Origin of the sequence: Streptomyces composti (genome assembly GCF_012034205.1) — a bacterium.
Lineage (GTDB): Bacteria > Actinomycetota > Actinomycetes > Streptomycetales > Streptomycetaceae > Streptomyces > Streptomyces composti.
The window spans coordinates 111,633-123,559 of sequence record NZ_JAATEM010000026.1; the positions used below are offsets into that span (position 1 = coordinate 111,633).

The 11,927-nt window shown below is 73.5% G+C and carries 11 protein-coding genes; 2 read left to right on the forward strand and 9 right to left on the reverse strand.

Features of this window, described 5'->3' with window-relative positions:
* Positions 1 to 217 precede the first annotated feature (217 nt).
* The 4 genes from recN to HCJ93_RS21540 all read right to left on the reverse strand — a co-directional run bounded on the left by recN (position 218) and on the right by HCJ93_RS21540 (position 4,270).
* Entirely contained in the window at positions 218 to 1,960 is a 1,743-nt protein-coding gene (recN, locus tag HCJ93_RS21525; protein WP_167997411.1) for a DNA repair protein RecN, read from the reverse strand.
* Positions 1,961 to 2,083: 123 nt separating this feature from the next.
* The gene (locus HCJ93_RS21530; protein ID WP_167997412.1) at positions 2,084 to 2,989 is read right to left on the reverse strand and encodes an NAD kinase; all 906 of its coding nucleotides are present in this window, start codon (positions 2,987 to 2,989) and stop codon (positions 2,084 to 2,086) included.
* The gene (locus HCJ93_RS21535) at positions 2,986 to 3,801 is read right to left on the reverse strand and encodes a TlyA family RNA methyltransferase (protein ID WP_167997413.1); all 816 of its coding nucleotides are present in this window, start codon (positions 3,799 to 3,801) and stop codon (positions 2,986 to 2,988) included. The genes HCJ93_RS21530 and HCJ93_RS21535 overlap by 4 nt, the downstream gene beginning before the upstream one ends.
* Positions 3,802 to 3,808: 7 nt before the next feature.
* Complete coding sequence (locus HCJ93_RS21540) at positions 3,809 to 4,270, reverse strand: hypothetical protein (RefSeq protein WP_167997414.1); 462 nt, start codon at positions 4,268 to 4,270, stop codon at positions 3,809 to 3,811.
* A gap of 42 nt (positions 4,271 to 4,312) precedes the next feature.
* On the opposite strand from HCJ93_RS21540, the gene HCJ93_RS21545 reads away from it, so the two are divergent.
* Positions 4,313 to 4,660 carry a sterol-binding protein gene (locus HCJ93_RS21545; RefSeq protein ID WP_167997415.1) on the forward strand — a complete coding sequence of 116 codons (348 nt, stop codon included), beginning with the start codon at positions 4,313 to 4,315 and terminating at the stop codon, positions 4,658 to 4,660.
* Between the two features lie 76 nt (positions 4,661 to 4,736).
* Here the strand turns inward: HCJ93_RS21545 and HCJ93_RS21550 are convergent, their stop codons facing one another.
* The 4 genes from HCJ93_RS21550 to HCJ93_RS21565 all read right to left on the reverse strand — a co-directional run bounded on the left by HCJ93_RS21550 (position 4,737) and on the right by HCJ93_RS21565 (position 8,787).
* Complete coding sequence (locus HCJ93_RS21550; RefSeq protein ID WP_167997416.1) at positions 4,737 to 5,603, reverse strand: ABC transporter ATP-binding protein; 867 nt, start codon at positions 5,601 to 5,603, stop codon at positions 4,737 to 4,739.
* Complete coding sequence (locus tag HCJ93_RS21555; protein ID WP_167997417.1) at positions 5,600 to 6,637, reverse strand: FecCD family ABC transporter permease; 1,038 nt, start codon at positions 6,635 to 6,637, stop codon at positions 5,600 to 5,602. Before HCJ93_RS21555 ends, HCJ93_RS21550 begins: the two co-directional genes overlap by 4 nt.
* Positions 6,634 to 7,677, reverse strand: a complete 1,044-nt coding sequence (locus tag HCJ93_RS21560; protein ID WP_167997418.1) for a FecCD family ABC transporter permease — start codon at positions 7,675 to 7,677, stop codon at positions 6,634 to 6,636. The genes HCJ93_RS21555 and HCJ93_RS21560 overlap by 4 nt, the downstream gene beginning before the upstream one ends.
* 78 nt (positions 7,678 to 7,755) lie before the next feature.
* Entirely contained in the window at positions 7,756 to 8,787 is a 1,032-nt protein-coding gene (locus HCJ93_RS21565; RefSeq protein WP_167997419.1) for an HAD-IIA family hydrolase, read from the reverse strand.
* Positions 8,788 to 8,867: 80 nt separating this feature from the next.
* Here HCJ93_RS21565 and HCJ93_RS21570 point away from each other — a divergent pair, with 80 nt between their 5' ends.
* Positions 8,868 to 10,160 carry a DUF1015 domain-containing protein gene (locus HCJ93_RS21570; protein WP_167997420.1) on the forward strand — a complete coding sequence of 431 codons (1,293 nt, stop codon included), beginning with the start codon at positions 8,868 to 8,870 and terminating at the stop codon, positions 10,158 to 10,160.
* A gap of 127 nt (positions 10,161 to 10,287) precedes the next feature.
* Here HCJ93_RS21570 and HCJ93_RS29205 read toward each other — a convergent pair whose 3' ends face one another.
* A complete protein-coding gene (locus HCJ93_RS29205; protein ID WP_206317773.1) occupies positions 10,288 to 11,031 on the reverse strand; it encodes a tetratricopeptide repeat protein in 744 nt (247 codons plus the stop codon).
* Positions 11,032 to 11,927 lie beyond the last annotated feature (896 nt).

Below are 11,927 nucleotides of genomic sequence, written 5' to 3' on the forward strand. Positions count from 1 at the left end.
CCGTGCTCCTGATTCGGGTCGGGCGGTCACGAAAGAACGTACAGAAGGTTCGTGCGGAGGGGATGTACCGCGCGATGCCCTCCGGGTACCCGTCAAGGATGCCAGCACGTACGGGTGTTCCGGGAACGACAAAGGTCCCGCGGGCGCGGGCCGACCGTCCCCTTCACCCACACGAGTGACGGAAGCTCCCGCTCCGCAGCCGCCCCGCGGCCCGGTGTCAGAGGTCTGCGCGGGCCGTTGCCAGGAGTTCCTCGGCGTGGGCGCGGGCGGTCTCGGAGTCTTCCTGGCCGGCCAGCATGCGGGACAGCTCGCGGATGCGGTCCTCGCCGTCGAGGACCTTCACCCCGGAGCGGGTGACCGATCCGTCGTCGGTCTTCTCGACCAGCAGCTGCCGGTCGGCGAACGCGGCCACCTGGGGCAGATGCGTGACCACGATGACCTGGGCGGTCTTCGCCAGACGCGCCAGGCGACGTCCGATCTCCACGGCGGCCTTGCCGCCGACGCCGGCGTCCACCTCGTCGAAGAGGTACGTGGGCACCGGATCGGTGCCGGCGAAGACGACCTCCACGGCGAGCATCACGCGGGACAGCTCACCTCCGGAGGCGCCCTTGGCGATCGGACGGGCCGGGGCTCCCGGGTGCGGGGCGAGCAGCAGCTCGACCTCGTCCACGCCCGACGGGCCGTAGGCCACGGTGCGTCCGTTCACCTCGACGCCGTCCGGGTCCTCGGTCTGCCGGATGTCGAACGACACGCGGGCGTGCGGCATGGCGAGCGAGGCCAGCTCCTCGGTCACGGCCGCCGCGAACCGCTCGGCCGCCTCGGCCCGCGCCTGCGACAGTGTCTGCGCCAGACCGCCGAGTTCGGCACGCAGCGCGTCCCGTTCGGCCGTCAGCTCCTCGATCCGCTCGTCGTCGCCGTCCAGCTCGGTCAGCCGTGCGGCGCTCTTCTCGGCCCAGGCCAGCACGGCGGCGATGTCCTCGCCGTACTTGCGGGTCAGCCCGGTGAGCGCGGCGCGCCGCTCCTCGACCGCGGCCAGCCGCAGCGGGTCGGCGTCCAGGTCGTCGGCGTATCCGGCCAGCTCCCCGGCCACGTCGCGCAGCAGAATGCCGATCTCGCCGATCCGGTCGGTGAGCGCGGCCAGCGCCGGGTCGTGCGCCCGGACGGCCTCCAGGGCCCGCTGGGCGCCCGCCACGAGCGTCCCCGCGTCCACGCCCTCGGGGTCCTCCGGGTTGCCTGCGAGGGCGGCGTGTGCGGCCGCCGCGGCCGACGCCAGCGCCTCGGCGTGGCCCAGCCGCTCGGCCTCCTCCGCCAGTTCCACGTCCTCACCGGCCCGCGGTTCCACCGCGGCGATCTCCTCGAGACCGAAGCGCAGCATGTCGGCCTCCTGGGCCCGCTCGCGCGCACGGGTGGTGATCTCCTCCAGCTCGGCGGAGACGGCCCGCAGCCGCTTGTACGCCTCGGTGTACTTGGCGAGCGGCACGGCGACCGCGTCCCCCGCGTACCGGTCGAGCGCCTGCCGCTGCCGGGAGAGCTTCAGCAGCCCCTGCTGGTCGGTCTGCCCGTGCACGGCGACGAGTTCGTCGGCGAGCTCGGACAGCAGCCCCACCGGCACGCTGCGCCCGCCCAGATGGGCCCGGGAGCGTCCCTCGGCGGAAACGGTACGGCTGATCAGCAGGGCCCCGTCGTCGAGCTCGGCCCCGGCCTCCTGGGCCCGGAGCGCCGCGGGGGCGTCCTCGGGCACGGAGATCCGCCCCTCGACGACGGCGTTGCGCGCCCCGATCCGTACCAGGCCCGCGTCCGCGCGCCCGCCGAGGAGCAGGCCGAGGCTGGTGACCACCATGGTCTTGCCCGCGCCCGTCTCACCGGTGACGGCGGTGAAGCCGGGCGACAGCTCGACCACAGCGTCGTCGATCACTCCGAGCGACCGTATCCGCATCTCCTCCAACACGGGAAAGACCATACGAGGTCCGGCAGGAGAAGTGCGACCGCCCCACCTTTGTCACCCAGGGGAGTGGCCCGGCCCCGCGGGGGCACCGGATTCCGGAGGGCTCAGCCGGGCCGGGACACCGGCCGGGTGCATGCGCTAGTGCGGGGCTCCGCGCCATCCGGAGACCGGCAGCGCGAACTTCGCCACCAGACGGTCGGTGAACGAGGCGTGGTGCAGCCGCGCCAGCCGCACCGGCACCGCTCCCCTGCGCACCTCCACCCGGGCCCCGGCCGGCAGCTCCACCGTGCGCCGCCCGTCGCACCACAGCACCCCGGGCGGGACGTGCGGCAGCACCTCCACGGCCAGCACCGAGTCGGGCGAGGTGACCAGCGGCTTGGCGAACAGCGCGTGCGCCGAGATGGGCACCATCAAAAGGGCCTCCACCTCGGGCCACACCACCGGGCCGCCCGCGGAGAACGCGTAGGCGGTGGAGCCGGTGGGGGTGGCGCAGACGATGCCGTCGCAGCCGAAGCCGGTGACCGGCCGCCCGTCGATCTCCAGCACGACCTCGAGCATCCGCTCCGCGGACACCTTCTGCACGGCCGCCTCGTTCAGCGCCCAGTCGGTGTGCACGATGTCGCCGTTGCGGTGCACCACGACGTCGATGGTCATGCGCTCCTCGACCTCGTAGGCCCGGTTCACCACCCGGTCCACGACCTTGTCGAGGTCGTCCCGCTCGGCCTCCGCGAGGAACCCCACCCGGCCGAGGTTGACGCCGAGCATCGGCACTCCGGAGGCCCGCGCGAACTCCGCGCCGCGCAGCAGCGTGCCGTCACCGCCGAGGACGATGAGCAGCTCGCAGTCGTCGAGGCACTGCGGGGTGGCCTCCTTGACCGTCTCCACCTCGTCCGGCAGCGGCAGATCCTGCGCCTCGGCCTCCAGCACCCGCACCCCGAGCCCGGAGCGCAACAGCCCCTTGACCACGAGCTCGGCGCTGCGGATGGCCGCGGGCCGCCCGGTGTGGGCCAGCAGGAATACAGTTCGAGCTCGGTTCTGTGTCAACGCGGCCCCTCCGCCACAGCACGGTCGACTTCGGCCGGGTCCAGTTCCGGAGCCCCGGCCCGCAGCCACAAGAAGTATTCGACATTGCCGGAAGGTCCGGGCAGCGGGCTCGCGGTGACTCCCTTCACGCCGAGCCCCAGTTCCCACGCCTTCCCGGCCACACCCTTCACGGCCTCGGCCCGCAGCTGCGGGCTGCGCACCACGCCCCCGCTGCCGAGGCGCTCCTTGCCCACCTCGAACTGCGGCTTGACCATCATCACCAGGTCGGCGTCCGGCTTCACGCACCGCTTCAGGGCGGGCAGCACCAGCCCGAGCGGGATGAAGGACAGATCCCCCACGACAAGGTCCACAGGCTCCCCATCGATCGCATCGAGCGTCAACTCCCTTACGTTCGTACGGTCCTTGACGGTGACGCGTTCATCGCTCCGCAGAGACCATGCAAGTTGTCCGTATCCGACGTCCACGGCGACCACGTGTGCGGCGCCCGCACGCAGCAGTACGTCGGTGAAGCCGCCGGTGGAGGCCCCGGCGTCCAGGGCGCGCCGCCCCTTGACGACCAGGCCCTGCGGCAGGAACACCTCGAGGGCGCCGGCGAGCTTGTGGCCGCCGCGGGAGACGTAGTCCGGGTCGTTCTCGTCCTGGGCGACGACGATCGCGGCGGCGGTCTCGACCTGGGTGGCGGGCTTGGTCGCGACGGTCTTGCCGACGGTGACCCGCCCGGCGGCGATCAGCTGGCTGGCGTGCTCGCGCGAGCGCGCGAGCTTCCGGCGGACCAGCTCCGCGTCGAGACGGCGGCGTGCGACTCCTGCCACGTTCGGTTCAGCTCCCCTGTCGGTGGTTCGTCAAATCGGCCGGGCGGCCCGCGGGCCCCGGGTGCGGGGCGCCGGCCGGGTGCGCGGGGGGCGGCACCGGTCCCGGGCGGGTGTCGAGGGCGGTGAGCGCGTCACGCAGCCCCCGGTGCACATCCTCGTACACCTCGAGGTGACCGTCCGTGGTGAGATGGTCGGCGTCGGCCAGCCGCTGCAGATGGGCGTCCACCTCGGCGTTGCCGGTGGGGGTGCGGGGCACGCCGAGGGGCGCGGGACCGGCGGGCTCGTAGGTGGTCTCCGCCGCCGGGTCGTACGGGGACTCCGCCGCGGGCTCCGCGTGCTCCTCGTGGCCCTGGTGCTCCTCGCGGCCCTCGTACTTCTCGCGGCCCTCGTGTTCCCGGGGCGATGCCGGGCCGCCGGGCGCCACCGGGCTCGCGGGCGCCACCGGGCTGTCGGGACGTGCGTCGTTCATGCCCCGACGCTACCCCGAACCCCTGGGGTACCGTCGTGCGCGATGGCCACGATCGAGGAGTGCCGTGCCGCACTCGACAAGCTTTCGGACAGCATGCGGCGCGCCGGGGGCGAGGTGCGCGCCGCCGCGGCGATGGACCGCTCGGTCAGCTGCCACCTCACCGATCTGGAGGTGACCTTCGCCGGCCGGCTCACCGGCGGCCGCGTCGAGGTGCACGACACCTACGCGGGACCGCCGCGCGAGCGGGCGCAGATCCGGCTGGCGATGACCGGCGACGACCTGGTCGCGCTGGTCGGCGGCGAGCTGCACTTCGCCCGCGCCTGGGCGTCGGGCCGGGTGCGGCTGGAGGCGGGGCTGCGGGATCTGCTGCGCCTGAGGAAGCTGCTCTGACCCGCGTTTGGGAAAGCTGCTCTCGCCCGCGTCCGGGAAAGCTGCTCCGCCCGGCGGCGGGCGCGCGCCCGCCCCGTCAGGAGGCCGCGGCAGCCGCTCGCGCCTTGCGGGCGGCCGGCACGATCAGCGGGGTGCCGGTCTCCGGGTCGTCGATGACCTGGCACCGCAGCCCGAAGACCTGCTCCACCAGCCCGGCGGTGACGATGTCCTTCGGGGCGCCCTCCGCGACGACCCTGCCCTCGCGCAGCGCGATCAGATGGGTGGCGTAGCGGGCGGCGTGGTTGAGGTCGTGCAGCACCGCGACCAGGGTGCGGCCCTGCTCCTCGTGGAGTTCCGCACACAGGTCGAGGACGTCGATCTGGTGCTGGATGTCGAGGTAGGTGGTCGGCTCGTCCAGCAGCAGCAGCGGCGTCTGCTGGGCGAGGGCCATGGCGATCCACACCCGCTGCCGCTGGCCGCCGGAGAGTTCGTCGACATAGCGGTCGGCCAGCTCGGCGACCCCGGTCTGCGCCATGGACTCCTGCACCACCCGCTCGTCCTCGGAGGACCACTGGCGCAGGATGCCCTGGTGCGGGTAGCGGCCGCGGGCCACCAGGTCGGCGACGGTGATCCCGTCGGGCGCGATGGACGACTGGGGCAGCAGGCCGAGGGTGCGGGCGACCTTCTTGGCCGGCATGGACTGGATGAGCTGCCCGTCGAGCAGCACCCGCCCGTGGCTGGGCTTGAGCATCCGCGACAGCGCGCGCAGCAGCGTCGACTTGCCGCAGGCGTTGGGACCGACGATGACGGTGAAGGAGTTGTCCGGTATCTCCACCGACAGCTGCTCGGCGATGACCCGCTGGTCGTAGGCGAGGGTGACGTTCTCGGCGGACAGGCGGTTCACGGTGCTCCTCGGGTTCTTCGGTCCGTTCGGTCCGCTGGGGGCGGGCGTGCGGGCGCTCATATCCGGCCCGCCCTGCGCTCGGCGACCAGCAGCCACAGCAGATAGGCACCGCCGAGCACCCCGGTGACCACGCCCACGGGCAGCTGTCCGGCGCCGAACACGCGCTGCGAGACGAAGTCGGCGGTGACCAGCAGGGTGGCGCCCATGCACAGGGAGGCCAGCAGGTTGGGACCGGGCGAGCGGGTCAGCCGCCGGGCCAGCTGCGGCGCGGTCAGCGCCACGAAGCCGACCGGCCCCGCGGCGGCCGTCGCGGACGCGGTGAGCAGCACCGCCGACACCATCAGCAGCATCCGCACCCGCTCGACCCGCACCCCGAGCGCGTAGGAGACGTCGTCGCCCATCTCCATCATCCGCAGACCACGGGAGTTGGCGAGCACCAGCGGCACCAGCACGGCGCACAGGCCGAGCAGCGGCCACACCTGGTTCCAGTCCCGGCCGTCGAGGGATCCGGTCATCCACACCACCGCCTGGGCGGCGTCGATGATGTCGGACTTGGTGAGCAGATAGCCGTTGACCGCGGTGACGACCGCGGAGACGCCGATGCCGACCAGCACGAGCCGGTATCCGTGCACGCCCCGCTTCCAGGCGAGCAGGTAGATGGCGGCACCGGTGACCAGTCCGCCGGTGAGGGCGCCGAGGGTGATCTGCTCGCTGCTCGCCGAGAACAGCACGATCATGGTGAGCGCACCGGCGGTGGCGCCCTGGCTGAGACCGAGGACGTCCGGGCTGCCCAGCGGATTGCGGGAGATGGCCTGGAACAGCGCACCGCCGAGCCCCAGCGAGGCGCCGACCAGCAGCCCCACCAGCACCCGGGGCAGCCGCAGCTCGTTGACGATGAACTCCTGCCCCGCGTCGCCCTGCCCGGCCAGGGTCCGCAGCACCTCGCCGGCCGAGATCGGGAAGTCACCGGTGCCGATCAGCAGCACGCTCGCGGTGAGCGCGGCGAGCACCAGCAGGACCACGGCCGTCAGGGCGCGCACGTCCAGCCGGACGGAGAGCCCGCCGGGGGTGCGTATCGCGCGGTTGCTCTTCACAGCTGGGCCGTCCTCCGCCGTCGTACGAGAAGAATGAAGACCGGGCCGCCGATGATCGCGGTGACGATGCCGACCTGGAGCTCCGCGGGCCGGGCCACGACCCGGCCGATGACATCGGCCCCGAGCAGCAGCACCGGCGACAGGACCGCCGCATACGGCAGGATCCAGCGCTGGTCGGGCCCGGTGAAGGAGCGCACCACGTGCGGCACCATCAGACCGACGAAGACGATGGGCCCGCAGGCGGCGGTGGCGGCCCCGCACAGCACGGTGGCGGTCAGCATCGACAGCGCCCGGGTGCGGTTGAGGTTGGCGCCGAGCGCCCTGGCGGTGTCGTCGCCCATGGCCATGGCGTTCAGCGGCCGGGCCAGCAGCAGGGCCAGCGCGGAGCCGGCCAGCAGGAACGGAAGCACCTGCACGATGGTCGAGGTGTCGCCCGCGGCGAGCGAACCCACCGTCCAGAAGCGCATCTTCCCGAGCGCCGCGTCGTCCAGGATCATGATCGCCTGGAGGTAGCCGTAGAGCGCGGCGCTGATGGCCGTACCGGCGAGCGCCAGCCGCACCGGAGTCGCCGCCCGGCTCCCGCCGAGGAACCACACCAGCGCGCCGATCGCCGCGGCACCGCAGAACGCGAACCACACATAGCCCGACAGCGACGTGACGCCGAAGAAGGTGATCGCGGTGACCACGGCCGCGGAGGCGCCCGCGTTGATGCCGAGCAGCCCGGGGTCGGCCAGCGGATTGCGGGTCAGGGCCTGGAGCACCGCCCCCGCGAGCCCCAGCGCGGCGCCGACGAGCAGCCCCAGCAGGGTTCGTGACACCCGGTCGGCCACGACGGTGTCGCCGTAGGTGCCCGAGTCCTCGAACAGCCCGTGCCAGACCTGCCCCAGGGTGAGGTCCTTCGCCCCGATCGCGATACTCGCCCCGGCGACGCACACCAGCAGCACGACGGAGAGCAGCAGCCCGAAGGCACGTACCGCTCGCCGTCTGGGAAGCACGGAGGCTGTCTCCGCGCGCTGTTCAACGGGACTCTCGACCAACACGCAGTTAGGTTAGCCTACCCTGCCGATCCGGCCGCCGAGACGCCGGTCACGCCGGGCCCCGGGGGGCTGGTGTGCGCCTCACAGTCCCAGCCGGGCCAGCGCCTTGTCCGCGTCCAGCGTGCACACCCCGTCACCGGCGGCCGTCCACGCCGCCGCGCACAGCGCCCGCAGCCCGTCCATGGCGGCGCCCTCCCCCGCCAGCTCCAGCGACCCGGCGGCCGCCGTCGCCGTCCAGCCGCCGCACCGGAAGCCGTCACCCTCCTCGACGACGTCCGGCTGCCCGGTGAGCAGCCCGCGCAGATCGGCGTCGACATACGTCGGCCGGTGCTGCGGCGGCGCGGCGAGCAGCCGGGCACCGTCCGTCACCCCGGTCAGCACCAGCAGCGAGTCCACACCGCCGTTGAACGCCCCTTCGATGTCCGTGTCCAGCCGGTCCCCCACCACCAGCGGCCGCTTCGCACCCGTCCGCAGAATGGTCTCCCTGTGCATCGGCGGGAGCGGTTTGCCCGCCACCTGCGGCTCGGCACCGGTGGCGATCCGCACCACCTCCACCGCCGCCCCGTTGCCCGGCGCGATGCCCCGGCCGCTGGGGATGGTCAGATCCGTGTTGGACGCGAACCACGGCACCCCGCGCGCCACCGCGTAGCTCGCCTCCGCGAACCGCCCCCAGGTCAGCTCGGGCCCGCCGTACCCCTGCACGACCGCCGCCGGGTCGTCGTCGGCCGACTCCACCGGCACAAGACCGCGCTCGCGCAGCGCCACCCGCAGCCCCTCGCCGCCGATCACCAGCACCCGGGAGCCCGGGGGCACCTGCTCGCTGATCAGCCGGGCCACCGCCTGCGCCGAGGTGATCACGTCCTCGGCGCCCGTCGGTATCCCCAGCTCCGTCAGATGCGCCGCCACCGTGGCCGGCGTCCGCAGCGCGTTGTTCGTCACGTACGCCAGACGCATGCCCTGCTCACGGGCGACCGCGAGCGACTCGACGGCGTGCGCGATCGCGCTGCCCCCCGCGTACACCACCCCGTCCAGATCGAGCAGCGCCGTGTCGTACGCCTCGCTCAGGGCACGCCCACTGGCCTCGGGCCTCGTCCTGACGCCGCTCACACTCATCCGCCTCGCTCCTCGTCCGTCCGCTTCACCACGATCATCCCCCATCCCACTGACAGCCCGTGCACCCGTACGATGCCGGGATGAACACTGCAGGTCACTCGGAAGCACAGGCGCACCGAGGTCTGGAACTCACCCCGTTCCGCGGCCTTCGCTACGACCCGGACCGGGTCGGCAGCCTGTCCGCCGTGACGTCACCGCCGTACGACGTCGTCGTCCGCCCCGACGGTCTGCACCACCTCCAGTCCGCCGACCCGTACAACATCGTCCGGCTGATCCTGCCGGAGGCGGACACCCCCGAGGCCCGTAACGCCCAGGCCGCCGCCACCCTGCGCCGCTGGCGCGCCGAGGGCGTCCTCACCCCCGACCCCGAGCCCGGTCTGTACGTCTACGAGCAGAGCGACGACGAGGGCATGCTGCAGCGCGGCATCATCGGCACGCTGCGCGTCACGGACCCCGAGGAGCAGCTGGTCCTGCCGCACGAGGACGTGATGCCGCACATCGTCGCCGACCGCGCGGCCCTGATGCGCGCCACCTCCGCCAACCTCGAACCCCTGCTGCTCACCTACCGCGGCGACGACTCGGCACCCCTGACGGCCGCCCGGATCGAGCAGGCGGCCGGCCGGCCGCCGCTGCTCGCCACCACCACCGAGGACGGCGTCCACCACCGCCTGTGGTCCCTCACCGACCCGGCCGACGTGGACGCCATCGCCAAGGAGCTCGCCGGCCACCAGGCCCTCATCGCCGACGGCCACCACCGCTGGGCCACCTACCGCCTCCTGCGCAAGGAGCACGGCTCTCCCGGCCCCTGGGACCACGGCCTGGTTCTGCTCGTCGACACCGCCCGTTACCCGCTGCGGGTCCGCGCCATCCACCGCCTGCTGCACCGGCTGCCCGTGGCGGACGCGCTGGCCGCCCTGCACGGCCTGTTCCGGATCCGCCGGGTGGACGCCGCGCTGCCGGACGCCCTGGCGGTGCTGGCCGCGGCGGCACAGGAGGGCAACGCCTTCCTCCTGGCAGGCGACGGCACCTTCCATCTCGTCGAACGCCCGGACCCGGACCTGCTGGCCCGCACGGTCCCGGCCGACCGCCCGGAGGCCTGGCGCACCCTGGACGCCACCGTCCTGCACGCCACGCTCCTCGAGCACGTCTGGCGCGTCCCCGACGACTCCCCCGAGCACATCGCCTACATCCACGACACGGCCGCCACGGTGGAGAAGGCGGAGCGCGACGGCGGCACGGCGGTCCTGATGCACCCGGTACGCGAGGAGGTCGTCCGCGACCTGGCCCGCCAAGGCGTCACCATGCCCCGCAAGTCCACGTCCTTCGGCCCCAAACCGGCGTCGGGGCTCGTCCTGCGCGCCCTGGACCTCTGAGCCGGCCCGGGAGCAGTCTGTCTCCGGGCCTCCAGGGCCCCTCGGGGCCTCCGGGACGGCGAAGGGGCGGGCCCGGCACCGGACCCGCCCCTTCATCCTCGTCTCACTTCATCCCGCCGTCAGGACCTCAGTCCTTGCCGGTACCGCCGTCGCGGTCCTCCGGAAGGTCCTCGGCCTCGTCGTCCTGCGACTCGTCGAGGGCGTCCATGAACGCCACACCGTCCAGCTCGGCCAGCCGGTCGGAGGCGTCGGTGCTGCCGTCCCGGTCGGCCTCCACGGCCTTCGCGAACCATTCCCGCGCCTCGTCGGTACGCCCGGCGGCGAGCAGCGCGTCGGCGTACGCGTACCGCAGCCGCGCGGTCCACGGCTGCACCGAGTTCGACGCCAGCTCGGAGCTCTGCAGGGTGACGATCGCCGCGTCCAGCTGCCCCATGTCCCGCCGGGCACCGGCCGCGACCAGCCTCATCTCGACCTGACCGGCCTTGTCCAGCTTCTGCACCTCGGGCGCACCGGCCATGTCCAGCGCCTTCTCCGGCCGGCCGAGCCCGCGCTCGCAGTCGGCCATCAGCGGCCACAGCTCCACGGTCCCGGTCATCCGCCGCGCGGCGCGGAACTCGGCGAGCGCCTCACCGTACTTCTGGTTGGCGTACGCGGCGAACCCGGCGGCCTCCCGTACGGCGGCGACCCGCGAGGCAAGGCGCAGGGCCACCCTGGAGTAGCCGTAGGCGCGCTCGGGGTCCTCGTCGATGAGCCGGGCCACCATCACCAGATTCTTGGCGACGTCCTCGGCGAGCGTCTTGGGCAGGCTCTGCAGCTCCTGCCGCACGTCCTTGTCGATCTCGTCACCGGTGACGTCCTCGGGGATCGGCAGCCGCTTGATGGGCTCGCGGTCCCGGTCACGCTCCTCGCGGAAGCGCCCGCCGCCCGGCCGCTCGTCCCGGCCGCGGTAGCCGCCGGGACGCCCGCCCCGGTCGTCGCGGCGCGGCCCGCGCCCGCGGTCGTCCCGTCCGCGGAAGCCACCGCGCTCCCGGTTGCCCTCGCGTCCACGGAACCCGCCACGGTCGTCGTCCCGGCCGCGGAAACCGCCGCGGTCGGCACGGTCGCCGCGCTCGCCGAAGCCGCGCCCGGAGCCCTCACGCCGGTCGTCGCGCCGGAAACCACCCCGCTCACCACGGTCACGGTCGCCGCCCCGGTAGTCGTCCCGGCGGAAACCGCCCCGGTCACCTCGCTCACCACGGTCACGGTCGCCGCCCCGGTAGTCGTCCCGGCGGAAACCGCCCCGGTCACCTCGCTCACCACGGTCCCGGCGGTCGTCGCGCCGGTCATCCCGATCGCGGCGCTCGTCACGTCGGTCGTCACGGCCCCGGTAGTCGTCGCGGCCCCGGTATCCGCCGCGCTCACCGCCCCGGTAGTCGTCCCGGCGGAAACCGCCCCGGTCACCGCGGTCACCGCGCTGGTCGTCGCGGCCGCGGAATCCGCCGCGCTCCGGCCGGCCACCGTTCCGGTCGTCGCGCCGGGAACCACCGCGCTCACCACGGTCACGGTCGCCGTCCCTGCGGAATCCGCGAGCACGGTCATCGTTGCGTCGGGGGCCGCCGCGCCGGGCGCCGCCCCGTTCACCACTGTCCCGTCGCCGCTGGTCGCGCTCCGGTCGGTCGTCGGGAGAGTTGGTGGACATCGGTGACTCCTGTCTTCGGTACCGCAAGCATAAAGAGAAAAGGACCCCTGATCCCAGCTGTACGCTGGCGACCAGGGGTCCTTCCAAAG

Coding starts and splice junctions, on each gene's coding strand:
- recN (WP_167997411.1), bottom strand. CDS start 1,960: ATGGTCTTTCCCGTGTTGGAGGAGATGCGGATACGGTCGCTCGGAGTG.
- HCJ93_RS21540 (WP_167997414.1), bottom strand. CDS start 4,270: ATGAACGACGCACGTCCCGACAGCCCGGTGGCGCCCGCGAGCCCGGTG.
- HCJ93_RS21545 (WP_167997415.1), top strand. CDS start 4,313: ATGGCCACGATCGAGGAGTGCCGTGCCGCACTCGACAAGCTTTCGGAC.
- HCJ93_RS21550 (WP_167997416.1), bottom strand. CDS start 5,603: ATGAGCGCCCGCACGCCCGCCCCCAGCGGACCGAACGGACCGAAGAAC.
- HCJ93_RS21565 (WP_167997419.1), bottom strand. CDS start 8,787: ATGAGTGTGAGCGGCGTCAGGACGAGGCCCGAGGCCAGTGGGCGTGCC.
- HCJ93_RS21570 (WP_167997420.1), top strand. CDS start 8,868: ATGAACACTGCAGGTCACTCGGAAGCACAGGCGCACCGAGGTCTGGAA.